General features: G+C 72.0%; 20 protein-coding genes and 1 tRNA gene. 14 read left to right on the top strand and 7 right to left on the bottom strand.

The window, feature by feature from the left end:
- Positions 1–34 precede the first annotated feature (34 nt).
- Together IE136_RS33510 and IE136_RS33515 are read right to left on the bottom strand one after the other, a co-directional pair.
- The gene (locus IE136_RS33510) at positions 35–1,249 is read right to left on the bottom strand and encodes an MFS transporter (RefSeq protein WP_158994372.1); all 1,215 of its coding nucleotides are present in this window, start codon (positions 1,247–1,249) and stop codon (positions 35–37) included.
- Between the two features lie 434 nt (positions 1,250–1,683).
- Entirely contained in the window at positions 1,684–3,213 is a 1,530-nt protein-coding gene (locus tag IE136_RS33515; protein ID WP_229819441.1) for a potassium/proton antiporter, read from the bottom strand.
- Between the two features lie 305 nt (positions 3,214–3,518).
- On the opposite strand from IE136_RS33515, the gene IE136_RS33520 reads away from it, so the two are divergent.
- A complete protein-coding gene (locus IE136_RS33520) occupies positions 3,519–6,227 on the top strand; it encodes a penicillin acylase family protein (protein WP_189602372.1) in 2,709 nt (902 codons plus the stop codon).
- A 15-nt stretch (positions 6,228–6,242) separates the two neighbouring features.
- Here IE136_RS33520 and IE136_RS33525 read toward each other — a convergent pair whose 3' ends face one another.
- Positions 6,243–6,824 carry a 5-formyltetrahydrofolate cyclo-ligase gene (locus tag IE136_RS33525; protein ID WP_229819443.1) on the bottom strand — a complete coding sequence of 194 codons (582 nt, stop codon included), beginning with the start codon at positions 6,822–6,824 and terminating at the stop codon, positions 6,243–6,245.
- A gap of 117 nt (positions 6,825–6,941) precedes the next feature.
- On the opposite strand from IE136_RS33525, the gene galU reads away from it, so the two are divergent.
- The 7 genes from galU (at position 6,942) to IE136_RS33560 (ending at position 12,484) form a co-directional block, all read left to right on the top strand.
- Positions 6,942–7,844, top strand: a complete 903-nt coding sequence (galU, locus tag IE136_RS33530) for a UTP--glucose-1-phosphate uridylyltransferase GalU (RefSeq protein ID WP_158988055.1) — start codon at positions 6,942–6,944, stop codon at positions 7,842–7,844.
- Positions 7,825–9,261 (top strand): molybdotransferase-like divisome protein Glp, encoded by a 1,437-nt coding sequence (glp, locus tag IE136_RS33535; protein ID WP_189602373.1) that lies wholly within the window; start codon positions 7,825–7,827, stop codon positions 9,259–9,261. Before galU ends, glp begins: the two co-directional genes overlap by 20 nt.
- Before the next feature lie 57 nt (positions 9,262–9,318).
- Positions 9,319–9,822: a cyclic pyranopterin monophosphate synthase MoaC gene (moaC, locus tag IE136_RS33540; protein WP_189602374.1), complete on the top strand. Its 504-nt coding sequence runs from the start codon at positions 9,319–9,321 to the stop codon at positions 9,820–9,822.
- Between the two features lie 95 nt (positions 9,823–9,917).
- Positions 9,918–10,460 carry a MogA/MoaB family molybdenum cofactor biosynthesis protein gene (locus IE136_RS33545; protein ID WP_158994368.1) on the top strand — a complete coding sequence of 181 codons (543 nt, stop codon included), beginning with the start codon at positions 9,918–9,920 and terminating at the stop codon, positions 10,458–10,460.
- Positions 10,457–11,080, top strand: a complete 624-nt coding sequence (locus IE136_RS33550; protein ID WP_189602375.1) for a GNAT family N-acetyltransferase — start codon at positions 10,457–10,459, stop codon at positions 11,078–11,080. The genes IE136_RS33545 and IE136_RS33550 overlap by 4 nt, the downstream gene beginning before the upstream one ends.
- 142 nt (positions 11,081–11,222) lie before the next feature.
- Positions 11,223–12,314, top strand: a complete 1,092-nt coding sequence (gene sepX / locus IE136_RS33555) for a divisome protein SepX/GlpR (protein ID WP_158988052.1) — start codon at positions 11,223–11,225, stop codon at positions 12,312–12,314.
- Between the two features lie 96 nt (positions 12,315–12,410).
- A tRNA-Ala gene (locus IE136_RS33560) sits at positions 12,411–12,484 on the top strand.
- A 69-nt stretch (positions 12,485–12,553) separates the two neighbouring features.
- On the opposite strand, the gene IE136_RS33565 is transcribed toward IE136_RS33560, so the two are convergent.
- Positions 12,554–13,522, bottom strand: coding sequence for a trypsin-like serine peptidase (locus tag IE136_RS33565; protein WP_189602376.1), 969 nt, complete (start codon positions 13,520–13,522; stop codon positions 12,554–12,556).
- A gap of 88 nt (positions 13,523–13,610) precedes the next feature.
- Entirely contained in the window at positions 13,611–14,096 is a 486-nt protein-coding gene (locus IE136_RS33570) for a GNAT family N-acetyltransferase (protein WP_158988050.1), read from the bottom strand.
- 50 nt (positions 14,097–14,146) lie between these two features.
- Between IE136_RS33570 and IE136_RS33575 the strand changes: the two genes are divergently transcribed.
- On the top strand, positions 14,147–14,944 hold the full coding sequence (locus IE136_RS33575; protein ID WP_158988049.1) for an exodeoxyribonuclease III: 798 nt from the start codon (positions 14,147–14,149) through the stop codon (positions 14,942–14,944).
- Positions 14,945–15,082: 138 nt separating this feature from the next.
- Here the strand turns inward: IE136_RS33575 and IE136_RS33580 are convergent, their stop codons facing one another.
- Entirely contained in the window at positions 15,083–15,703 is a 621-nt protein-coding gene (locus IE136_RS33580) for a MerR family transcriptional regulator (RefSeq protein WP_158994366.1), read from the bottom strand.
- A gap of 259 nt (positions 15,704–15,962) precedes the next feature.
- On the opposite strand from IE136_RS33580, the gene IE136_RS33585 reads away from it, so the two are divergent.
- From IE136_RS33585 to IE136_RS33605, 5 genes are all read left to right on the top strand, one after another.
- Complete coding sequence (locus tag IE136_RS33585; RefSeq protein ID WP_189602377.1) at positions 15,963–17,537, top strand: flavin-containing monooxygenase; 1,575 nt, start codon at positions 15,963–15,965, stop codon at positions 17,535–17,537.
- Positions 17,538–17,593: 56 nt separating this feature from the next.
- Positions 17,594–18,484, top strand: coding sequence for an alpha/beta fold hydrolase (locus IE136_RS33590; protein WP_158994364.1), 891 nt, complete (start codon positions 17,594–17,596; stop codon positions 18,482–18,484).
- Complete coding sequence (locus IE136_RS33595) at positions 18,481–19,362, top strand: SDR family oxidoreductase (RefSeq protein WP_189602378.1); 882 nt, start codon at positions 18,481–18,483, stop codon at positions 19,360–19,362. The genes IE136_RS33590 and IE136_RS33595 overlap by 4 nt, the downstream gene beginning before the upstream one ends.
- A 96-nt stretch (positions 19,363–19,458) precedes the next feature.
- Positions 19,459–19,647 (top strand): hypothetical protein, encoded by a 189-nt coding sequence (locus tag IE136_RS33600; RefSeq protein WP_189602379.1) that lies wholly within the window; start codon positions 19,459–19,461, stop codon positions 19,645–19,647.
- 112 nt (positions 19,648–19,759) lie between these two features.
- The gene (locus IE136_RS33605) at positions 19,760–20,296 is read left to right on the top strand and encodes a GNAT family N-acetyltransferase (RefSeq protein WP_158988046.1); all 537 of its coding nucleotides are present in this window, start codon (positions 19,760–19,762) and stop codon (positions 20,294–20,296) included.
- Between the two features lie 87 nt (positions 20,297–20,383).
- On the opposite strand, the gene IE136_RS33610 is transcribed toward IE136_RS33605, so the two are convergent.
- Positions 20,384–23,680 carry a S41 family peptidase gene (locus IE136_RS33610; RefSeq protein ID WP_158988045.1) on the bottom strand — a complete coding sequence of 1,099 codons (3,297 nt, stop codon included), beginning with the start codon at positions 23,678–23,680 and terminating at the stop codon, positions 20,384–20,386.
- Between the last annotated feature and the right edge of the window lie 75 nt (positions 23,681–23,755).

The raw sequence follows: 23,755 nt of genomic DNA on the forward strand, positions 1-23,755 counted from the left end.
CTAACGACGATCCATAGTGACGTATTCCGCCGGATCAGTCCACCGTCACCGGCACTCGGTGACCGATACCACGCGTCCCACGCGCCGCGACCCGCCCCGCCGCGCGCGGCGACAGCCGGGAGCGCAGTGCCACCAGGGTGGCCAGAGCGAGCGCGGTGCCCACCAGCGGCACCAGGAATCCGGTGCTCGCGCCGTGCTCGTCGGCCAGCCGTCCGGCGACCGTCACGGCCGCGGCCTGGCCCAGCGCCACGGCGCCCGTGAGCCAGGTGAAGGCCTCGGTACGGGCGGAGGCCGGGACGAGGGTCTCGACGATGGTGTAGCCGGTGATCAGGGCCGGGGCGATGCACAGGCCGACGACCAGACCGAGGGCGCCGAGCAGCAGCACGGAGTGCGCGGACCAGAGCAGCGAGGCCGCCACGGTGAGTCCGGCGTAGCCCAGGATCAGGCGGCGGCGGGGGCCGATCTTCCAGGCGACGGCGCCGCACGCGATGCCCGCGAGCATGTTGCCCGCGGCGAAGATCCCGTACAGCAGGCCGTTGGCGCCGGGGTTGCCGATCTCCTCGGTGAACGCGGTCAGCGAGACCTGCATGCCGCCGAAGACGGAGCCGATGCCCAGGAAGGCGATGGCCAGGACGCGGACGCCCGGGATGGACAGCGCCGAGACGCGCGGCTGGGACGCGTTCGCCGCGATCGTGCCGTGGGCGGGCTGGGTGGCGCGCTGGGCGGCGAAGAAGAGGCCGCCGAAGAGCGTGAGCGCCGCTTCGGCGATCAGGCCGGCCGCCGGGTGCACGCCGGTGCAGAGCGCGGTCGCGAGGACCGGACCGACGACGAAGGTGAACTCGTCGGTGACCGACTCGAAGGCCGCGGCGGTCGGCATCAGCGGCGAGTTGTCGAGCTTGGCGGCCCAGCGGGCCCGGACCATCGGCCCGATCTGCGGGACGGAGGCGCCGGCCGGTACGGCCGCGAGGAACAGGGCCCACATCGGGGCGCCGGTCAGGGCGAGCACCACCAGCAGGGAGACGGCGGCGGAGTGGATGAGGACGCCGGGGACCAGCACGGCACGCTGGCCGAAGCGGTCGGCGAGCTTGCCGCTCTGCGGGGCGAACAGCGCCATCGAGACGCCGGTGGCGGCGGCGACGGCACCGGCGCTGCCGTACGAGCCGGTGGTGTGCTGGACGAGCAGGACGATGCCGATCGTCAGCATCGCGAACGGCTGCCGGGCGGCGAAGCCGGGCAGCAGGAAGGACAGCGCTCCGGGGGTACGAAGGAGCCGGCCGTAACCGGCGGCCCGCTTGCCGGCCTTGCCCTGCGCCTTGTCCGGCGCGGCGTCGTGCGCCTGCGCCTGGGCCTGCGCCGCGTCGTGCGCCCGCGCCTTGCCCGTCGTCGTGCTGTTCTCCTCGGACGCGCGAGACGTGTCAGAAGTGACCGTGGACACCACGGTCCTTGCCTTTCTGCCGCCTGGTAGCGCGCCCGTGCACGGTGGTGCGGGTGCCGCCGAGAGCTGTCCTCATGCGCGGAACTGCGGTAGATACCGGGCCCCACTGCGAGGGCGCCGCGGCCGCCATACGGTCGCGCCAGCTCTGCGTCAGGCAGAGTTGGTTCGATCAAGTGTGCCTTCATGGTACAGGGAAAGGCGCCTTCCCGCCTGGGAAAACGCCCACCTGTGTCAATCGATGCCTGTGATCAACCGGACGTTCGCTTGCGCGTCCCCTTTTTCGTCGGCTTGTGCGGGCGTCGCAGGTGCCGCGGAGGCGCGGCCACCGCCGTCGCGCCGCCCGTGCCGAGCCAGCCGGCCAGCTTTCCGCCCTGCCCGACGGCCCGCAGCCGCCGCTCCGTGGCGTCCCGTACGGGGTCGGTCGCGACGACGAGCAGTTCGTCCCCGCGCCGCAGCACGGTCGCCGGACCCGGTACGAAGCTCTTGTCGTCCCGTACGACGAGCGTGACCGCCGCCCCGGGCGGCAGCCGCAGCTCCCCGACCTCCACGCCGTGCATCTTGGAGCCGGCCGGAACGGCGACCGACAGCAGGTGCCCGCGCAGCCGCTCCAGAGGGGCCGACTCGACGCCCAGGTCGGCCGCCTCCGAGGAGTCGCCCAGCTTCAGCGCCTTGGCCAGCCAGGGCAGCGTCGGGCCCTGCACCAGCGTGTAGACCACGACGAGGATGAAGACGATGTTGAAGACCCGCTGGCTGCCCTCGATCCCGGACACCATCGGGATCGTGGCGAGGATGATGGGCACCGCTCCGCGCAGGCCGGCCCAGGACATCAGGGCCTGCTCCTGCCAGGGGATACGGAACGGCATCAGGCTGACCAGGACCTCCATCGGCCGCGCCACCATCGTCAGGACCAGGCCGATGACGACCGCGGGCCAGAAGTCGCCGACCAGCTTGCTCGGGGTCACCAGCAGACCGAGCAGGACGAACATGCCGATCTGGGCGATCCAGCCGAGGCCCTCGGCGAAGCCCCGGTTGGCCGGCGCGTGCGGGAGCTTGGCGTTGCCGAGGACCATCGAGGCCAGGTAGACGGCGAGGAAGCCCGAGCCGTGCGCCATGGCACCGGCCGCGTACGCCACCACGGCGATGGCCATGACGGCGATCGGGTAGAGGCCGGAGGCGGGCAGGGCCACGTGCCGCAGTCCGAAGGAGCCGAGGAAGCCGACCGCGAGGCCGATGGCCGCGCCGATGGCCAGTTCCAGGACGATCGTGCCGACCAGGACGTACCAGGAGTCGACCGGTCCGACGGTCGAGAAGGCGACGACGAGGATCACGACGGGGGCGTCGTTGAAGCCCGACTCGGCCTCCAGGACGCCGGTCACCCGCGTGGGCAGCGGGACCTTGCGCAGCACGGAGAAGACGGCGGCGGCATCCGTCGAGGAGACGACCGCGCCGATGATCAGCGCCTGGCGCCACTCCAGGCCGACCAGGTAGTGGGCGGCCGCGGCCGTGATGCCCACGCTCACCGCGACGCCGACGGTCGACAGGACGACCGCCATCGGCAACGCGGGTTTGATCTCCTTCCACTTGGTGCCCAGGCCGCCCTCGGCCAGGATCACCACCAGTGCGGCATAGCCGATCACCTGGGTCAGTTCGGCGTTGTCGAAGGCGACGTTGCCGATGCCGTCCTGCCCTATGGCGACCCCGATCCCGAGATACAGCAGCAGGCTGGGGAGCCCGCTCCGGGACGAGATCCGCACCGCCGCGACAGCGATGAGCAGCACGAGCGAGCAGATGAGCAGGAGTTCGTTGAGCTGGTGGACAGTCAGTGGCCGATCCTTCCCCTCGCATGCAGCCGGATCGTTCCTCCAGCAGCCGACACTTCGTTACCTTACCTAATCTTTAACGCTTTCTTGACGCCTTCTTTGTGCTTCCTGCGAGGCCTCCCGCCCAGCCGGAGCGGTCCCGGACCGGTGCCGGAGCGGTCCCGCGGCGGCCCCTCTTACCGGCACCGCGTCCGGGCGGCCACGGCGCTGCGCCTAAGGTTGCTCCCGTACTCCAGGATCACCCTGCCCCTCGAAGGACAGCGATGCCCTCCAACACGACCGCGCCCCCCGCCAAGAAGAAGGGGCGACGCGCCCGACTGATCGTCCTCGTCCTGGTCCTCGCACTGGTCGCGGGCATCGGGTACGGCGGGTACTGGGGCGTCAGCACCGTCCGGGGCTCGTTCCCGCAGACCACGGGCACGATCCGGCTCGACAGGCTCTCCGGCGAGGTCGAGGTCAAGCGGGACGCCTACGGCGTTCCGCAGATCTACGCCGACACCGAGGCCGACCTCTTCCGCGCCCAGGGCTTCGTCCAGGCCCAGGACCGTTTCTACGAGATGGACGTCCGCCGCCACATGACGTCGGGCCGCCTCTCCGAGATGTTCGGCGACAGCCAGGTCGACACCGACGCCTTCCTGCGCACCCTGGGCTGGCGTCAGGTCGCCCAGCAGGAGTACGACAAGGTCCTGTCGGCGGAGACGAAGAAGAACCTCCAGGCGTACGCGGAGGGCGTGAACGCCTATCTGAAGGACCGGGACCCCGCCGACGTCTCGGCCGAGTACGCGGCGCTCGCCTTCTCCCACGACTACGAGATCGAGCCCTGGACGCCGGTCGACTCGGTGGCCTGGCTCAAGGCGATGGCGTGGGACCTGCGCGGCAACATGCAGGACGAGATCGACCGCTCCCTGATGACGAGCCGGCTGACCACCGCGCAGATCAAGGAGCTGTACCCGAAGTACCCGTACGACCTGCACCAGCCGATCGTCGACGGCACCGGCACCAACGGCTCGACCGACGGTTCCGGCACCAACGGCTCCTCGAGCAGTTCCGGCGGCGGATCCCAGAACGACGCCCTCCAGGGCATGCAGTCCCAGCTCGGCGCCCTCTCCGACTCGCTCGACGAGATCCCCGCCCTGCTCGGCCCGAACGGCAACGGCATCGGCTCGAACTCCTGGGTCGTCTCCGGGCGGTACACGACCTCCGGCAAGCCGCTGCTCGCCAACGACCCGCACCTCGCGCCGATGCTGCCCTCCCTCTGGTACCAGATGGGCCTGCACTGCCGCTCCGTCTCGGCCACCTGCCGCTACGACGTCGCCGGCTACACCTTCTCCGGCACGCCCGGCGTGATCATCGGCCACAACGACACGATCGCCTGGGGCCTCACCAACCTCGGCGCCGATGTCACCGACCTCTACCTCGAGAAGGTCAGCGACACCGGGTACCTCGTGGACGGCCGGACCAAGCCGTTCACGACCCGCGACGAGACGATCAAGATCGCGGGCGGTGGCACCCGTAAGATCACCGTCCGCTCGACCGGGCACGGCCCCGTGGTCTCCGACCGCTCCTCCGAGCTGGAGAAGGTCGGCCAGAAGGCCCCCGTCGGCAACGCGGCCCCCGACCGGGGCACCGGCTACGCCGTCTCCCTCCAGTGGACCGCCCTGCAGCCCGGCAAGTCCATGGACGCGATCTTCGAGATCAACCGGGCCAAGAACTTCCGGCAGTTCCGCGCCGCGGCCGAGCACTTCGAGGTCCCCTCGCAGAACCTGATCTACGCCGACGCCGAGAACATCGGCTACCAGGCCCCCGGCAAGATCCCCGTGCGCGCCAAGGGCACCGGCACCGTGCCCGCGCCGGGCTGGGACTCCTCGTACGGCTGGAAGGGGTACGTCCCCTACGACGAGCTGCCGTACGAGGAGAACCCGAAGCGCGGCTACATCGTCACCGCCAACCAGGCGGTCGTCGGCGCGAAGTACCCCCACCTCCTGACGGAGGACTGGGGATACGGCTCGCGCAGCCAGCGGATCAACGACCTCATCGAGTCCAAGATCAAGGACGGCGGGAAGATCTCGCCGGACGACATGCGGACCATGCAGATCGACAACCGCAGCGAGATCGCCACCCTGCTCAACCCGCTCCTGCTGAAGATCGACATCTCGGACCCGTACGTCCGCGAGGCGCAGAAGCTGCTGGAGGGCTGGGACTACACCCAGGAGCCCGACTCGGCCGCCGCCGCGTACTTCAACGCGGTCTGGCGCAACGTCCTCAAGCTCGCCTTCGGCGACAAGCTGCCCAAGGAGCTGCGGGCCGAGGGCGACTGCATCAACGTCCGCCCGGCCGACCCGACCGGGCCCGTCGACGAGCAGAACAGGCTGGTGCGGGAGTGCGGTCAGCGCGACGCCGACTCGGCGCAGCCGGACGGCGGCGACCGCTGGTACGAGGTGGTCCGCCCGCTGCTCAAGAACGAGACCAGCCCCTGGTGGAAGACCGAGGCCAACCGCACCGACCAGGCCACCGAGAACCGCGACCAGCTCCTCGCCCGCGCCATGGAGGACGCCCGCTGGGAGCTGACCGCCAAGCTCGGCAAGGACGTCTCCACCTGGAGCTGGGGCCGGCTGCACCAGCTGACCCTGGAGAACCAGACCCTCGGCACCGCAGGACCCGACTTCGTCAAGAAGGCCCTCAACCGCGGCCCCTGGAACCTGGGCGGCGGCGAGGCCGCGGTCAACGCGACCGGCTGGAACGCGGCCGGCGGCTACGAGGTCATCTGGGTGCCCTCGATGCGGATGGTCGTCAACGTCGGCGACTGGGACAGGTCCCGCTGGATCAACCTGTCCGGCGCCTCGGGACACGCGTACCACGCGCACTACACCGACCAGACCGACAAGTGGGCGAGCGGCGAGCTGCTCGACTGGTCCTTCGGCAAGGCGGCGGTCGACGCGGCGACCAAGGACACGCTGGTGCTCAAGCCGTAGGTGATCTTCCCAGGGCTACGGCGTGAAGCGCCGGACGCCCTCGGGGGTCACCACCGCGTGCACGGGGTGGTCGTGCGGTTCCTCCGGGACCCGGGCGACCACCTCGTTCGCGTAGAGGAGCACGACGAGGGCCGGGCGGGCGTCGGCCCGGGCGAGGCGGGCGAGGACCCGGTCGTACGAGCCGCCGCCCCGGCCGAGCCGCATGCCGCGCTCGTCGACCGCGAGGCCGGGCAGCAGCACCACGTCCGCCCCGCACACGGCCTCCGGCCCGAGCCGCGGCCCGGTCGGCTCGAGGAGGCCCCGGCCGGCCTTCGCCAGACCCTCCGCACCCTCGTACGCGGCCCAGTCGAGGTCGTTGTCGGGCAGCAGGACCGGCAGCAGGACGCGTACGCCCCGCGCGCGCAGCACGTCGAGCAACGCGCGCGTGCCCGGCTCCCGGCCCACCGACACGTACGCGGCGACGGTCGACGCCTCCGCCAGTTCCGCCAGCTCCCACGCCCCCCGGGCGAACAGCTCGGCCGCGGCCCGCACGTCCTCCGGGGCAAGCAGCGCGCGAGCGGCGAGCAGCTGCCGCCGCAGGGCGGTCTTTTCGGACATGTCGGCCGTCACCGTCGCCTCACCTGAATTCACCAACCCTCTCGTAACTGTCTTTATCCACAGGAAGTTAATGCGAGGCCCATCTTCCTCTCATACCGAACGGCTATGGTGCTCCGCATGACTCAGTCGTCCCCCAGGATCAGCAAGGCTGTCATCCCGGCCGCCGGCCTCGGCACGCGCTTCCTCCCGGCCACCAAAGCGACGCCGAAGGAAATGCTGCCGGTCGTCGACAAGCCAGCGATCCAGTACGTCGTAGAGGAGGCCGTCGCGGCCGGACTCTCCGACGTTCTCATGATCACCGGTCGGAACAAGCGTCCTCTGGAGGACCACTTCGACCGGAACTACGAGCTGGAGGAGGTGCTGGCCCGCAAGGGGGACGACGAGCGCCTCTCCAAGGTGCAGGAGCCCAGTGACCTCGCCACCATGCACTACGTGCGTCAGGGCGCCCCGAGGGGGCTCGGTCACGCCGTGCTCTGCGCGGCTCCGCACGTCGGGGACCAGCCCTTCGCCGTGCTGCTCGGCGACGACCTGATCGACCCGCGCGACCCGCTGCTCTCCCGGATGGTGGACATCCAGGAGCAGGAGGGCGGCAGCGTGATCGCGCTGATGGAGGTCGAGCCGTCCCAGGTCCACCTCTACGGCTGCGCCGCGGTCGAGGCGACGATCGACTCGGACGTCGTGAAGGTGACGGACCTGGTCGAGAAGCCGTCCCCGGAGGAAGCGCCCAGCAACTACGCGATCATCGGCCGCTATGTGCTGGATCCGGCCGTCTTCGAAATACTGCGCGAGACCGAGCCGGGCCGCGGCGGCGAGATCCAGCTGACCGACGCCCTGCAGAAACTCGCCAAGGACGAGTCGATCGGCGGGCCGGTCCACGGCGTGGTCTTCAAGGGCCGTCGTTATGACACCGGGGACCGTGGGGACTATCTGCGTGCCATTGTCAGACTCGCGTGCGAACGTGAAGATCTGGGACCGGACTTCCGGGCCTGGCTCCGCAGGTATGTCAGCGAGGAGATGTAGCACCTTGAGCAGCAGTACGGCACCGGCGTCCAGCGACCCGTCCCACGAGGTTCCGTCCGGCGAGGACCTCTCCCGCGAGGAGCCGTCCCGCGAGGGTGGCCTGTCCCAGGACCCCTGCGACGGGCCGTCCCAGAGCCTGTGGTCCGTGGACGGGCATCTGGACGACATCCTCGCGACAGTCTCCCCGCTCGAGCCCATCGAGCTGCAACTGCCGGACGCCCAGGGCTGTGTCCTGGTCGAGGACGTCACGGTGCCGGTCGCGCTGCCCCCCTTCGACAACAGTTCCATGGACGGGTACGCGGTCCGGGTCGCCGACGTCGCCGGGGCCACTGAGGAGTACCCGGCCGTGCTGACCGTGATCGGTGACGTCGCGGCCGGGGCCGGCGGCCTGCCCGTCGTCGGTCCCGGGCAGGCCGCCCGGATCATGACCGGTGCCCCGCTGCCGCCCGGTGCCGAGGCCGTCGTCCCGGTCGAGTGGACCGACGGCGGTACGGGCGGGGGAGCGGCGAGCGGGATGCGCGCCGCCAGCGCCGCGCCCGAGGGGGCCGGCGGCGAGGTCCGCGTCCACCGGGCGGCCGAAGCCCGGGCGCACGTCCGGGCGCGGGGCAGCGACGTCCAGGCCGGCGACCTGGCCCTGGAGGCGGGCACGGTCCTCGGGCCGCCCCAGATCGGGCTGCTCGCCGCGATCGGCCGCGGCGCCGTGCGGGTGCGCCCCCGCCCGCGCGTGGTCGTGATCTCCACCGGCAGCGAACTGGTCCAGCCCGGCGGGGAGTTGGGCGAGGGCCAGATCTACGACTCCAACAGCTTCGCGCTTGCCGCCGCCGCGCGCGACGCCGGGGCCATCGCCTACCGGGTCGGCGCCGTCACCGATGACGCCGAGACGCTCCGCGCCACCATCGAGGACCAGTTGATCCGTGCCGACCTGCTGGTCACCACGGGCGGGGTGAGCGTCGGCGCGTACGACGTCGTCAAGGAGGCGTTGACCACCGAGGGCCAGTTCGAGGGCCAGGTCGACTTCCGCAAGCTGGCGATGCAGCCGGGCAAGCCGCAGGGCTTCGGGACGATCGGCCCCGAGCACACCCCGCTGCTGGCCCTGCCCGGCAACCCCGTCTCCTCGTACGTCTCCTTCGAGCTGTTCGTGCGCCCGGCCATCCGGGCCCTCATGGGGCTCGACGACCTGCACCGCCCCCGGGTCACCGCCGCGCTCAAGGCGGACAAGGCGCTGACCTCGCCGTCCGGTCGCCGCCAGTTCCTGCGCGGGACGTACGACGCCGAGTCCGGCACGGTCACCCCCGTGGGCGGCGCCGGGTCCCACCTGATCGCCGCGCTCGCCCACGCGGACGCGCTGCTCGTCGTCCCCGAGGAGGTGACCGAGGTGGCACCCGGCAGCACACTGGAAGTGGTCCTCCTCGGCTGAGGAGGCCCTGGTGGCGGTACCGTGTCGTCCCACACAGCGACCGGGAGTGTCACGGCCATGAGCACGCAGCAAGGACTCACCCACATCGACGAGGCGGGTGCGGCCCGCATGGTCGACGTCTCCGCGAAGGACGTCACGGCGCGGACCGCGCGCGCCAGCGGCCGTGTCCTCGTCTCGCCGGGCGTGATCGAGTTGCTGCGCGGCGAGGGGGTGCCCAAGGGTGACGCCCTCGCCACCGCCCGGATCGCCGGGATCATGGGCGCCAAGAAGACGCCGGACCTCATCCCGCTCTGCCACCCGCTGGCCGTCTCCGGCGTGACGCTCGACCTGACGGTCGCGGACGACGCCGTGGAGATCCTGGCGACCGTCAAGACCACGGACCGTACGGGCGTGGAGATGGAGGCCCTGACGGCCGTGTCGGTGGCCGCCCTGACGGTCGTCGACATGATCAAGGCGGTCGACAAGGGCGCGGTCATCTCCGACGTAAGGGTGGAGGAGAAGACGGGCGGCAAGTCCGGCCGCTGGAGCCGGACGGCTTCCGGGACGGAGGCCGGGGCGTGACGGCGGAGGCAGGACTGCGCGTCGAGGCACGCGCCCGGCAGGTGGCCGGGGCGCACGAGACGCACGGACACGAGCCGGCGCGCGAGACCGCGCCACTGGCGCCGGAGCCCGCGCCCGCGGCGCACGGTCCCGAAACGGGCGGGGCGCTCTCCGCCCCGTACAGTGCCCTCGTCGTCACCGCCTCCAACCGCGCCGCGGCCGGGGTGTACGAGGACAAGGGCGGTCCGCTGCTCGCCGAGGGCCTGGCGCGGATGGGCTTCGCGGTCGACGGCCCGCAGGTCGTCCCGGACGGGGCGCCGGTCGAGGCCGCGCTGCGGGCCGGCGTCGAGGCCGGGTACGACGTCATCCTCACCACCGGCGGCACCGGCATCTCGCCGACGGACGCCACCCCCGAGGCCACCCGCCGGGTCCTCGACCACGAGATTCCCGGTATCCCCGAAGCGATCCGCGCGTACGGCCGGGAGAAGGTCCCGACAGCGGCCCTCTCCCGGGGCCTCGCGGGCGTCGCGCGGGGGACGCTGATCGTGAACCTGCCCGGTTCCACGGGCGGGGTGCGCGACGGGCTCGCCGTCCTGGAGCCGCTGCTGCGCCACGGGGTCGACCAGATCCGCGGCGGCGACCACCCCAGACCGTCATGATCCCGTCCTGGCCCGTGGTCCTCGTCGACGGAGACATCGTGCTCCGCCCGATAAAGCTGCGCGACCAGCGGGCCTGGCGTGAGGTGAACCGGCGCAACCGCGACTGGCTGCGCCCCTGGGAGGCGACCGTCCCGCCGCCCGCCCCCGGCGCGCCGCTCGCGCAGCGCCCCACGTACCGGCAGATGGTCCGCCATTTGCGGGCGGAGGCGCAGGCCGGGCGGATGCTGCCGTTCGTGATCGAGTACCGGGGCGAGCTGGTCGGCCAGCTCACCGTGGCCGGCATCACCTGGGGCTCGATGTGCTCGGGCCACGTCGGCTACTGGGTGGACAGCGCGGTGGCCGGGCGCGGTGTCATGCCGACGGCGGTCGCGCTCGCCGTGGACCACTGCTTCCGCACGGTCGGCCTGCACCGGATGGAAGTCTGTATTCGGCCCGAGAACGGCCCCTCGCGGCGGGTCGTGGAGAAATTGGGATTCCGGGAGGAAGGGCTCCGTCCCCGCTACCTCCACATCGACGGGGCATGGCGTGACCATCTCGTCTACGCGCTCACGGCGGAGGAGGTGCCGGAGGGCCTGCTGCGCCGCTGGCACCGGTCGAGGCCGCCCCATCCCGCGCAATGAAATAAGTGTTCGAATTCGATCGGTAGTTGACGCCCAATCGATCGGAACAATCACAAAAAATTTCAGTGATATCAGCCAGATCGTGCGACACACCGGCTCAATTGGCCGATGGCCTCACGTGAACCCCTCTACGGTGTGAGGCGTGAGCAGCAGCGGCCTCATCTACGCAGTCATCGTCGGGGCCTGGGCCGCCTACTTGGTGCCGATGTGGCTCCGCAGGCAGGACGAGCTCAACGAGGCCCGTCCGACGGAACGCTTCAGCACCGCCATCCGGCTGCTGTCCGGACGGGCGGGAATGGAGCGCCGGTACGCCAAGGAGCTGAAGGAACGGGACCGAGGGGTGGACGACGGCCGGCCCGACGTGGATCCGGACGCCGAGACGGAGCATTTGAGCTCGGTCGACGTCCGGGCCTTCTCCGCGCCCGCGGCCAGGACGGAAGCCCGTCTCGAGCTCCCCGAACCGGAACCCGCCCCGGCTCCGGCGCCCTCCTCTCCGGCTTCGCCGGACCGGCGGCCCTCGAAGGCGGCGGCCGAGCGCGCCCGGCGCGGCAAGGTCCTCGCCCGGCGCCGGCGCACCACGGTCGTCCTCTTCCTCGCCTTCACCCTCGGCGCGGTCGTCGCCGCGGTCGGCGGCCTCGCGTTCCTGTGGGCGCCGGCGGCCCCGGCGGTGCTCCTGAGCGCGTACATCGTGCACCTGCGGACGCAGGAGCGGCGGCGTTTCGTCTACGTGATGGACCGCAGGCGCGCGGAGGCGGCGGCCGCCCGGCTGCGGGAGAGCCGCCCGCCGCGCCGGCAGCCCGCCGCGCAGGAGGGCGGGGAGACGGCCCGCCCCGAACCCGAGCCCGCTCCCGCCCTCTCCCCCCAGGAGGCCGGCCGCCGGGCGCTCGTCGAGCAGACGGACCACGCCGAGTGGGTGGACCAGCAGCGCGACCGCGGCCCGGCCCGCGGCGACAGCTGGGACCCGGTCCCGGTGCCGCTGCCCACCTACGTCACCGCCCCGGTCGCCCCGCGGGCGACCAGCGGCGTCGACATCACGGACCCGGAGACCTGGAGCTCGGCCCGCTCCTCCACGGCGGCGGACCCGGCCCCGGCCCCGGCGCCGACCCCACCGCCGGCCCCGGCCCCGGCCCCGCGCCAGCGCCCGGCCCCGAAGTCCCGCACCCGCGACCACGGCCGCACCCCGCTCTTCGACCAGTACGCGGACGACGACCGCCCCCGCGCCGCCAACGAGTGACCCGGCCGGGGGCCCGGTACGGGCGCCTCGGCTGACCTGCGGGGGAGCGGATTTCCAAGTACCCCGATCGGGATGCTAATGTTTCACACGTCGCAAGGGCCTGTGGCGCAGTCTGGTAGCGCACCTCGTTCGCATCGAGGGGGTCTGGGGTTCAAATCCCCACAGGTCCACAGACAATGAGGATCCCGTCCGATCGAAAGATCGGACGGGATCTTCGCGTTTCCCGGCTCAGTGCCGCGTCAGGACGCCTGGGCCCGGTCGTAGAGCGTCTTCGCGTCGTTGCCGAAGTAGGGGCCGAACATGCGGTTGGGCAGGAAGGTGTAGCCGAAGCTGTTCACCGAGACCTGGAGGCCCGTGCCGGTGGCCTCACTGAAGCCGGTGAACCAGGGTCCGCCGCTGGAGCCGCCCGTCATGTTGCAGGCGAGGCCGTGGTCCTGGGAGAAGAGGAAGTCCTTCGAGGAGTTCCCCGCGCAGTGGATCAGCTTCGAGCCGTCGTACGGGGAGGCGGCCGGGAAGCCGAAGGCGTACATCGGCTTGTTGTAGCCGCCGTTGAACTGGATGCCCTGGGCGCCGGTGACGGCGGTCAGTTTCTGACCGTTCAGCGGGGCGACGACCGCCGCGCCCACGTCGTAGTTGATGTCCTCACTCGCTTCCCACTGCGGGGTGGTGAGCGTCTTCGTCGCCGTCCAGCGGCCGTACGGCGCGCTGCCGTTGTCGTACGCCGGGACGAAGACCCAGTCGGTGTGCCAGGAGCCCTGGTACTTCACGCAGTGGCCGGCCGTGATGACCGTGCTCGCGTTCTGGCTGGTGACCGCGTTGCCGGAGCAGGAGGCCGTGCGGCCCTGGAAGGTGAAGAACACCCGGCCCGAGGTCTTCACGACCGCGCCGCCGCCGGTCCACGGCCCGCCCGGCTGCGGGAAGGCGGTAGGGGCGGCCGTGGTCGGGGCGACGGTGGTGGCCCGGGGTGAACGGGCGACGTCCTTCGAGCGGGCGATGTCCTTGAAGGTGCCCGGGGTGATCCGGAGGTCGAGCGGGGTGGCCGAACGCATGCGGTCGGCGGTCCAGAAGGCGGCGGCCCGCCGCTGTTCCGCGGTGGTGACGGTGTGGCCGGGGGGCTGTGCCGCTTGCGCGGTGGTCGTGGTCAACGCGCCGGTGAGCAGGGCTCCGACGACCGGCAGGACGGCCGTGACTGTGCGATGGCGTCTCACGCATGTCTCCTTCTGCCGAGGCAGGTGGGGGATGAGAACGGTGCGGATCGACGTGCGTGAGAAGGGTGCCAGAGAGAACGGTGATTTGTCAGGGGCGCGTCAGCAATTTGGCGAAGCAGCGGCTGTTCTCGTACTCGCGGTAGAGGCCGAACTTCGCGCACGGTTCGTAGCCGCTGGAGGTGTACAGCCCGATCGCCTCCGGCTGCGCCGTCCCCGTCTCCAGGACCATCCGGATGCGCCCGGCCGCCCGGGCGTCCTCCTCCAGTGCGGCGAGGATGCGACGGGCGAGGCCGAGACCGCGCGCCTCCGGGACGACGTACATGCGCTTCAGTTCGGCGTCGCCGTCCGCGTAACCCTTGTCGTTCGCGTCCTGTGTGCGCCAGCCGCCCGACGCCACGGGACGGTCCTCGGAGTCGTACGCGAGGAGGTAGAGCCCGCGCGGCGGCACGAACATGCCGGCGTCGAGCGGTGTGGCGTCGCCCTCGTCCTCGTAACGGGCGGCGTACTCCAGCTGCACGGCGTCGTCGAGTTTGACCGCGTCGGGGTGGTCGTAGGGGATGTGGCGAATACGCATGCGATGTATCGTACATGTATGCGACGGGATGGTGTCGGTATTCTCCCGGGATGCTCACCGTGACGACCGTCAATGTCAATGGCCTCCGCGCCGCAGCCAAGAAGGGCTTCGTGGAGTGGCTCGCCGGCAGCTCCGCCGACGCCGTCTGCCTCCAGGAGGTACGCGCCGAGGAATCCCAGCTCCCCGCTGAGGTGCGGGCGCCCGAGGGCTGGTTCACCGCCCACGCCCCGGCCGCCGCCAAGGGCCGGGCGGGCGTCTCCCTCTACACCCGGCGCGAGCCCGATCAGGTGCGGGTCGGCTTCGGCTCCGGCGAGTTCGACGGCAGCGGACGCTACATCGAGGCCGACCTGCCCGGCGTCACCGTCGCAAGCCTCTACCTGCCCTCCGGTGAGGTCGGCACCGAGCGGCAGGACGAGAAGATCCGCTTCATGGACGCCTTCCTGCCGTACCTGAAGGAGCTCAAGGAGCGCGCCGCCGCCGACGGCCGCGAGGTCGTCGTCTGCGGCGACTGGAACATCGCCCACCGCGAGGCCGACCTCAAGAACTGGAAGGCCAACCAGAAGAACGCCGGCTTCCTGCCTGAGGAGCGCGCCTGGCTCGGCCGCGTCTTCGACGAGACCGGATACGTCGACGTGGTCCGCGCCCTCCATCCCGACCAGGAAGGGCCCTACTCGTGGTGGTCCTACCGCGGGCGTGCCTTCGACAACGACAGCGGCTGGCGTATCGACTACCAGGTCGCGACGGAGCGGCTCGCGGGGCGGGCCGTGAAGGCGTACGTCGAGCGGGCCGCCACCCACGGCGAGCGCTGGAGCGACCACGCGCCCGTCACGGCGGTCTACGAGCTGTAGCGGCGAAGGGCGGGGCCGGCAGGGGGGCTTGGGGGATCGCGCCGCCGGCAGGGGTTCGGGGAATCGCCGGCGCGCGCAGCCACGCGATGCCGCGCTCGTCGACGGGCCCCGACGTGTGCCGTGTCCTGCGCGCCGACGCTACGGGTGTTCGCGCAGCCGCCGGTCCAGGGCCATCGACAGCTCCGCGTCCACCACGCTCTTGGCGAGCGGGCGCAGCCGCTGGATGTCCTTCTCCTCGGCGTGCTCGCGCAGCAGCTCGGTGAAGAGCCCGGCCAGCGCGTCCGCGTGTTCGCGGACCGCCCGGCCCGCCTCCAGGACGGCCGCCAGCGGGATGCCCTCCCTGACCAGGGCGGCGGAGACGTCGAGCAGGCGGCGGCTGATGTGGACGATCGCGTCGCCGTCGGTGGCGAGGTAGCCGAGGTCCAGGGCGGCCAGCAGGTTCTCGGGGGTGACCTCGCCGGCGAAGTAGTCGGCCAGTTCCTGCGGGGTGAGCCGTACCGGCTCCTCCTCGGTCGGTTCGCCGAGGCCGAGGACCTCGCTGACGTCCTTGCCGCTCTCGAAGGCGGTGTTGAGGTCGGCGATGCCGTTGAGGGTGTGACCGCGTTCCAGCAGGGCGGCGATCGTGCGGAGTTTGGCCAGGTGGTGGTCGTCGTACCAGGCGATCCGGCCCTCGCGGCGGGGCGGCGCGATCAGGCCGCGCTCGCGGTAGAAGCGGAGGGTGCGCACGGTGATGCCGGCGGCCGCGGCGAGTTCCTCCATGCGGTACTCGCGTACGCCGTTCCGCCGTGCGGTTTCCCGGTCCGGCTCCCGCGTCGTCCGTCGCGCCGTCTCCCGTGCCGCCTGCCGTCCCACTTGTCCCGTCACGTCGTCCGATCGGTCTGCCACGTCCGCAAGCCTATGTTGTACCGCCGGTAACTTTCCCGCGCCCGACCCCTACCGCTCGGTATGCCGCTGCTCTACAGTCCCGATTGTGCCAGTGATTGCTGGCGGAATCTTGGCCGGGCGCACGGGAGGCGGCATGGCGAATCACGAGCATGTACGAGTGGCGGTGATCGGATCGGGGTTCGGCGGCCTGGGTGCCGCCGTGCGGCTGCGCCGGGAAGGGATCACCGACTTCGTCGTCCTGGAGAGGGCCGGCTCCGTCGGCGGCACGTGGCGGGACAACAGCTACCCGGGCTGTGCCTGCGACGTCCCCTCGCACCTCTACTCCTTCTCCTTCGCGCCGAACCCCGACTGGCCCCGTACCTTCTCCGGGCAGCGCCACATCCGCGCCTACCTGGAGCACGTCACCGACACCTTCCGGCTCCGCCCGCACCTGCGGCTGAACCAGGAGGTGCGGATGATGCGCTGGGACGGCGACGCGCTGCGCTGGGAGATCGAGACCAGCCAGGGCTCCTTCAGCGCCGACGTGGTCGTCTCCGCGACCGGCCCCCTCTCCGACCCGAAGATCCCCGAGATGCCGGGGCTCGCCGAGTTCCCCGGCAAGGTCTTCCACTCCGCGCGGTGGGACCACGACTACGACCTCACCGGCAAGCGCGTCGCCATGGTCGGCACCGGTGCCTCCGCCATCCAGATCGTGCCCGCGATCCAGCCGAAGGTCGGGAAGCTCACCCTCTTCCAGCGCACGCCCCCGTGGGTGATGCCGCGCATGGACCGTGCCATCACCGGTCTCGAGCGCCGGCTGCACCGGGCGCTCCCCGCCACCGGGACCCTGCGCCGAGGGCTCCTCTGGGGCATCCGCGAACTGCAGGTCAGCGCCTTCACCAAGCGCCCGAACGAGCTCGGCCTCGTCGAGTCGCTCGCCAAGGCCAACATGGCCCGGGCGATCAAGGACCCGGCGCTGCGCGCCAAGCTGACCCCGTCGTACCGCATCGGCTGCAAGCGCATCCTGCTCTCCAGCGAGTACTACCCGGCGCTCGCCCGCCCCAACGTCGACGTCGTCGCCTCGGGTCTGAAGGAGGTCCGCGGCAACACGGTCGTGGCGGCCGACGGCACCGAGACCGAGGTCGACGCGATCATCTTCGGTACGGGATTCCACGTCACCGACATGCCGATCGCCGAACGGGTCGTCGGCGCGGAGGGCCACACGCTGGCCGAGTCGTGGAAGGACGGCATGGAGTCGCTGCGCGGTGCCACCGCCGCCGGCTTCCCCAACTGGATGACGATCATCGGCCCGAACACGGGCCTGGGGAACTCCTCCATGATCCTGATGATCGAGTCGCAGCTGAACTACCTCGCCGACTACATGCGCCAGCTGAACCTGCTCTCGCACGACGGGCCCGGCGGGCGCGCCGCCCTCGCCGCCCGGCCGTCCGCCGTCGGGGCGTGGAACCGCAAGGTGCAGGCCCGCATGGAGCGGACCGTCTGGAAGGCGGGCGGCTGCAGCAGCTGGTACCTCGACGCCAACGGGCGCAACACCACGCTGTGGCCGGGCACGACGTCCGAGTTCCGGCGCGAGACACGGCAGGTCGACCTGGCGGAGTACGAGGTGCTGCGCGCCCCGGCCGCCCCGCAGGGGTCCGGTTCGCAGGAGTCGGCCGCGCAGGGGCCGGCGCCGCTCACCCCCTCCCGTGAGAAGGAGACGGTCAAGTGAGCCGGCTCGCGAACGACGGCCGCAGGAGCCGGCCCGGGCGGGACGGCGGCGGTCGGGTGAGACTGGTCGCGAACCCCCGCGAACTCACCGCCGTCTCCGCCGACGGATCGCCCATCCATGTCGAGGTGTACGGGCCCGAGGGCGCCCCCGCCGTGGTCCTGGCCCACGGCTGGACCTGCTCGATCGCCTTCTGGGCCGAGCAGATCCGGGCGCTCTCCACCGACCACCGGGTCATCGCCTACGACCAGCGGGGCCACGGCCGCACCCCCGGCGTCGGCCGCCCCGGCTACTCGACGCGCGCGCTCGCCGACGACCTCGAAGCCGTGCTCGCCGCGGCCCTCGCACCCGGCGAGAAGGCCGTGCTCGCCGGGCACTCCATGGGCGGCATGACGCTCATGGCGGCCGCCGGCCGGCCCGGCTTCCGCGAGCACGCCGCCGCCGCGCTGCTGTGTTCCACGGGCCCCGGCCGGCTGACGGCCGAGTCCCTCGTCGTACCCCTGCGCCCCGGTGGACTGCGGACCCGGCTGACCAGGGGGATCCTGGGAGCGAGAGCGCCGCTCGGGCCGGTCACGCCCGTCTCCCGGAAGATCCTCAAGTACGCCACGATGGGGCCGGGATCGGCGCCCGAGCGGGTCGACACCTGCGCCCGGATCGTGCACGCCTGTCCCCGGGCGACGCGGGTGGCCTGGTCGCACGTGCTCGCGGAGCTGGATCTCGACGCCGGTGTACGGGAGTTGAGCCTGCCGGTGGCCGTGCTCGTCGGCACGGCGGACCGGATGACCCCGCCCGTCCACGCGCGGGAGGTGGCGCGGGCGCTGCCCCGGTGCGTGGGGCTCGTCGAACTCGCCGGGATGGGACACATGACGCCGGTGGAGGCCCCCGAGGCCGTCACCGCGCAGATCCGTCAACTGGCCGTCATGTACCTGGGTGTGAAGGAGGACGCATGAGCAGGGTGAGTCTGGAAGGACAGGTGGCGGTCGTCACCGGAGCGGCCCGGGGCGTCGGTGAACTCCTCGCCCGCAAGCTCTCCGCCCGGGGCGCGAGGATCGCGCTGGTCGGCCTGGAGCCGGAGGAGCTGAAGCAGGTCGCCGCCCGGCTGCACACCGAGGCGGACTGGTGGCACGCGGACGTCACCGACCATGAGGCGATGGCCCGGGTGGCGGTCGAGGTCAAGGAGCGCTTCGGCAAGGTCGACATCGTCGTCGCCAACGCGGGCGTGGCGGCGGGCGGTCCGTTCGTGGACTCCGACCCGGTCGCCTGGCGCCGGGTCATCGAGGTCAACCTGATCGGCGGGGCGGTGACCGGCCGCGCGTTCCTGCCGGTCCTGATGGAGTCCCGCGGCTACTTCCTGCAGATCGCCTCGCTCGCGGCCATCACCCCGGCGCCGATGATGACGGCGTACTGCGCCTCCAAGTCGGGCGTCGAGGCCTTCGCACACAGCCTGCGCGCCGAGGTCGGCCACAAGGGGGTGAGGGTCGGCGTCGGCTACCTCTCCTGGACCGACACCGACATGGTCAGGGGCGCCGACCAGGACGACGTGATGAAGGAGCTGCGGCAGCGGCTGCCCTGGCCGTCGAACCGGACGTACCCGCTGGGCCCGGCCGTCGACCGGATCGTCGCGGGCATCGAGCGCCGCTCGCCGCACGTCTACGCCCAGTGGTGGCTGCGCGGGATGCAGTCGGTCCGCGGCTACCTGCCGGGGATCATCGCCACGGTCGGCCAACGCGAGATGAGGCGCTTCGAGCCTCGTCTGGCCGGTGTCTCCAAGGGCCTGGTGGGCGCGGGAGGGGCGGCCGACGAGCAGGCGCGTACGGAGCGTATTTGATCGAAATGCGCAGAGTGTCCGGCCGTGCCACGCTGGTCGAGGCCCCAGGGGCGACCCGCCCCTCACCCCTCACACCCCATCTAGGAGTGAACCTTCATGGGCAAGGCAGAACAGTTCAAGGACAAGGCGCAGCAGGCCGCTCAGCAGGCGAAGCAGAAGGTGGGCGACGCCAGGGACGAAGCGTCCCAGCGAGCCTCCCAGGCCAAGGGCCGCCCCTCCCCCGAGGAGGCGCGCCGGGCCCGCCAGGAGGAGCAGGACCGCTTCAACCGGGACTACGACGCCTGACGTCTGTCCTTCGAGGAGGCGCACCCGGGACGCCGGGTGCGCCTTTCGCGTTCCGCGGTGGACCTTCGTAATTCCCGGCGTCTGCGGCACTCCGCCCCGTACCGTGCCGCCCATGCCCGTACTTGAGCGACTGCGATCCGACCACGCCCCCGCCCTGCTCGCCTTCGAGCGGGAGAACCGGGGATTCTTCGCCGCCTCCGTCCCCGACCGGGGAGACGACTACTTCGCCGCGTTCGAGCGGCGGCACCAGGCCCTGCTCGACGAGCAGGAGACCGGCGCGATCCTCTTCCACGTCCTGGTCGGGGAGGGCGGCGAGATCCTGGGGCGCTTCAACCTCGTCGACGTCGACCAGGCGGACGGCTCGGCCGAACTGGGCTACCGGGTCGCCGAGAAGGCCGCCGGTCGGGGGCTCGCGACGGCCGGCGTACGGGAGGTGTGCCGGCTGGCCGTCGAGGTCTACGGGCTGCGGACGCTGCGCGCCGCCACGACCCTCGACAATCCCGCGTCAAGGGCCGTGCTCGGGCGCGTCGGCTTCGGAGCCGTGGGGAGCGTGACGCTCGACGGGCAGCCCGGGACCGCCTACGAGCTGGACCTTGGGGCCGGCTTCGAGCGCGCGACGGATTCGGGAGCCGTCCCGTCGCGCCGGTGACGCCCGCTGGGGAGGTCCGGGGCCTCCTTCGAGCCCGCCCCCGGGAGCCGTCGCGCCGGTGACGCCCGGTGGGCGGGCCGAGGCCTCCTACGAGCCCGCCCGCGGGGGCAGCTTCGGGCGGGAGCGGTCCGGGACCGAGTCGTAGCCCGGGGGGACGGCCGCGGGGGTCTGGGCCAGCAGCGACAGGGCCACCTCGACCGCGTCGTCGAGCTGGGCGTGCCGGCCCTCGGCCCAGTCCAGCGGCGTGCGCAGGACGGCCAGGTCGGGCTCCACGCCGTGGTTCTCCACCGACCAGCCGTACTCGGGGAACCAGGCCGCGTTCATCGGCACAGTGATCTGCGTGCCGTCGCCCAGCCGGTGGCGGCCCGTCATGCCGACGACGCCGCCCCAGGTCCGCTGCCCGACCACCGGGCCGAGGCCGAGCAGCTTGAACGCGGCCGTGATCATGTCACCGTCCGAGGAGGTGGCCTCGTCGGCGAGGGCGACGACGGGGCCGCGCGGCGCGTTCGACGCGTACGACACGGGCTGCGCGTTCCTCGTGAGGTCCCAGCCCAGGATCTTGCGGGTGAGCTTCTCCACGACCAGTTCGCTGATGTGGCCGCCCGCGTTGCCGCGCACGTCCACGATCAGCGCCGGCCGGGAGACCTCCATGCGCAGGTCCCGGTTGAACTGTGCCCAGCCCGAACCGCCCATGTCGGGGATGTGCAGGTATCCGCACTTGCCGCCGCTGACCTCCCGTACCACCGCACGGCGCTTGGCCACCCAGTCCTGGTAGCGCAGCGGCCGTTCGTCGATCAGCGGCACGATCGCGACCCGGCGCGCGCGGCCTTCCCCCTCCGCCGGCTGGAAGGTCAGCTCGACCGTCGTACCGCCCGAGGCGGCGAGCAGCGGGTACGGGCCGCAGACCGGGTCCACCGGCCGGCCGTCGACATGGGTGAGGATCGCGCCCTCGCGGATGCCGGTGCCCGCGAGCGGTGAACGCGCCTTGGAGTCGGAGGAGTCGCCCGGAAGGATCCGCTTGACCATCCAGCCGCCGTCGCGCGGCACGAAGTTGGCGCCGAGCAGGCCCATCGGCCGCTGGTAGTGCGGCGGGCCCTCGTTGCGCCGCGCGGGCGAGACGTACGCGTGCGAGGTGCCCAGCTCGCCCAGGACCTCCCGGAGGAGATCGGCGAACTCGTCCGGGGAGGCGACTCGTTCGACCAGGGGGCGGTACTGGTCCAGGACGGCCGTCCAGTCCACGCCGCACATGTTCGGTTCCCAGAAGTAGGCGCGGATGATCCGGCCCGCCTCGTCGTACGCCTGGCGCCACTCCGCCTCCGGGTCGACCTCGTGCAGGATGCGGCGCAGGTCGAGGAAGACGGTCGAGTCGCTGTCCCCGATCTCGGTCGACGGCACCGCCCGCAGATCACCCTCGTCGACCACGACGAGCCGGGTTCCGTCGCCGCTGACCGCGAACCAGTCGAGGTGCTGGACGAGTTCGCTCTTGCGGGCCTTGGTGATGTTGAAGTACTCCAGCGTCGGCCGGCCCGTGGTGTCGGCGGGGTTGGCGAAGGTCTCACCGAGCGCGCCCGAGATCGGCCAGCGCAGCCAGACGAGCCCGCCGCCGCTGACCGGGTGCAGGGCCGAGTACTTGGAGGCGGCGACCGGGAACGGCGTGACCCGGTCGGGCAGCCCCTCCACCTCGACGATCACGGTCCCCTCGCCGCTCTCCGTCTCGCTCTCGCCCGGGTCCAGGCCGCCCGCCGCAGGACGCCCGTCGGGGAGCAGCGCGAACGGGGACGGGGTCGCCGACGATAGGGGTACGAGGTAGGGGCGGCAGCCCAGCGGGAAGGAGAGGTCGCCGGTGTGCACGTCGTACACCGGGTCGAAGCCGCGCCAGGACAGGAAGGCGAGATAGCGGCCGTCCCGGGTGAAGACGGGGTTCTCGTCCTCGAAGCGGCCGTTGGTGACGTCGATGACCGTCCGCGCCCCGGGGCCGGAGATCCGGGCCATCTTGATCTGGCGCAGCGAACGGCCGATCCCGGGATGCGACCAGGTCAGCCAGGCGCCGTCGGGGGAGAACGCGAGGTCGCGGACGGGCCCGTTGATCGAGCGGATCAGCTCCGTGACCTCTCCGTTGGAGTCCTCGGTGGCGTCGATGAGGAGGAGTCGGCCGTCGTGGGAGGCGAGGGCCAGGCGCTCGCCGTCCGGGTCGGAGACCATCTCCTCGACCCGCCCGAGTTCGCCGGAGGCGAGCCGTCGGGGCTCGCGGTCGCCGCTCGCCCGGGGCAGGTACGCGACCTCGATCGCGTCCTCTCCCTCGGCGTCGGTGACGTAGGCGACCTGGCCGCCGCTGCCGAGCATCTCGGGCAGCCGGACCCGTACGCCGGGCGTGTCGGTGATCGTGCGGGCGGGGCCGTCCCGGTGGGTGAGCCAGTAGAGGCTGCCGCGCACCGAGACCGCGCTGGCCCGGCCCGTCTCGTCGACCGAGATCGCGTCGACGTGGCTGGCGGCGGGCACCTGGTAGCGGCGCCGGCCGGCGCGCGGGCCGCCGAGCCGTACCTCCAGCCTGCGCGGGACGGAGTCCTCGGTCAGCGCGTCGACGATCCACAGGTCGCCGGCGCACTGGTAGACCACCCGCCGGCCGTCGCTGGAGGCGTGCCGGGCGTAGAAGGCGTCGTGGTCGGTGTGGCGGCGCAGGTCGGTGCCGTCGGGCCGGCAGGAGTAGAGGTTGCCGACGCCCTCGTGGTCGGAGAGGAACGCGATCCGGCCGGCGACGAACATCGGGGAGTCGAGGTGGCCGCCGATGTCCGGCAGCAGCTGCTCCCCGTGCAGCCACAGCCGGCCCATGGCGCCGCCCCGGTACCGCTTCCAGGCGGCCGGCTCGTGCGGCGGCTTCCCGGTGAGCAGCAGGGTGCGGCGCTCCACGCCGGAGGCGCCTTCGAAGTCGGCGACCTCGATGTCCGAGACCGGGCCCCAGGGCATGCGTTTGCCGGGGGAGCCGTCGGTGGGGACGGTGTACGCCCAGGAGAAGTACGAGAAGGGCTGGCCGTGGGAGGAGACGGCGAGGATGTCTGACCTGCCGTCCTTGTCGGGGGGCGACCAGCCGCAGACACGGGTGTCCGTGGAGCCCCAGTAGGTCAGCCGCCGTGAGGGCCCGCCGTCGACCGGCGCGAGGTGGATCTCGGGGTCGAGACTTCGCCAGCTCGTGTACGCGATGCGGGTCCCGTCGGGGGAGAAGCGCGGGTGCCCGACCCGGGTCCGGTCGACGGTGAGCCGCCACGCCCGGCCGGGGCGGTGGCCCTCGGGCTCGAGGGGGGCGACCCAGAGGTCGTCCTCGGCCGCGAAGCACAGCAGGTCGTCGTGGAGGTGCGGAAAGCGGAGATACGCGACGTCGTCACTCACCTCCTCATGCTTTCCGCGCGAAGGGGGCGCGGCAACTCGTACGCGCGTACGCGTGTGGCCACGTGCGGCTACGTG

It is taken from the genome of Streptomyces lateritius (assembly GCF_014649715.1).
Taxonomy (GTDB): Bacteria; Actinomycetota; Actinomycetes; order Streptomycetales; family Streptomycetaceae; genus Streptomyces; species Streptomyces lateritius.

Bases quoted from the DNA above. Each gene is read 5' to 3' on its own strand.
- IE136_RS33520 (WP_189602372.1), top strand. From the start codon at position 3,519: ATGCCCTCCAACACGACCGCGCCCCCCGCCAAGAAGAAGGGGCGACGC.
- IE136_RS33525 (WP_229819443.1), bottom strand. From the start codon at position 6,824: ATGTCCGAAAAGACCGCCCTGCGGCGGCAGCTGCTCGCCGCTCGCGCG.
- galU (WP_158988055.1), top strand. From the start codon at position 6,942: ATGACTCAGTCGTCCCCCAGGATCAGCAAGGCTGTCATCCCGGCCGCC.
- glp (WP_189602373.1), top strand. From the start codon at position 7,825: ATGTCAGCGAGGAGATGTAGCACCTTGAGCAGCAGTACGGCACCGGCG.
- moaC (WP_189602374.1), top strand. From the start codon at position 9,319: ATGAGCACGCAGCAAGGACTCACCCACATCGACGAGGCGGGTGCGGCC.
- IE136_RS33550 (WP_189602375.1), top strand. From the start codon at position 10,457: ATGATCCCGTCCTGGCCCGTGGTCCTCGTCGACGGAGACATCGTGCTC.
- IE136_RS33570 (WP_158988050.1), bottom strand. From the start codon at position 14,096: ATGCGTATTCGCCACATCCCCTACGACCACCCCGACGCGGTCAAACTC.
- IE136_RS33575 (WP_158988049.1), top strand. From the start codon at position 14,147: ATGCTCACCGTGACGACCGTCAATGTCAATGGCCTCCGCGCCGCAGCC.
- IE136_RS33580 (WP_158994366.1), bottom strand. From the start codon at position 15,703: ATGGAGGAACTCGCCGCGGCCGCCGGCATCACCGTGCGCACCCTCCGC.
- IE136_RS33585 (WP_189602377.1), top strand. From the start codon at position 15,963: ATGGCGAATCACGAGCATGTACGAGTGGCGGTGATCGGATCGGGGTTC.
- IE136_RS33595 (WP_189602378.1), top strand. From the start codon at position 18,481: ATGAGCAGGGTGAGTCTGGAAGGACAGGTGGCGGTCGTCACCGGAGCG.
- IE136_RS33600 (WP_189602379.1), top strand. From the start codon at position 19,459: ATGGGCAAGGCAGAACAGTTCAAGGACAAGGCGCAGCAGGCCGCTCAG.
- IE136_RS33605 (WP_158988046.1), top strand. From the start codon at position 19,760: ATGCCCGTACTTGAGCGACTGCGATCCGACCACGCCCCCGCCCTGCTC.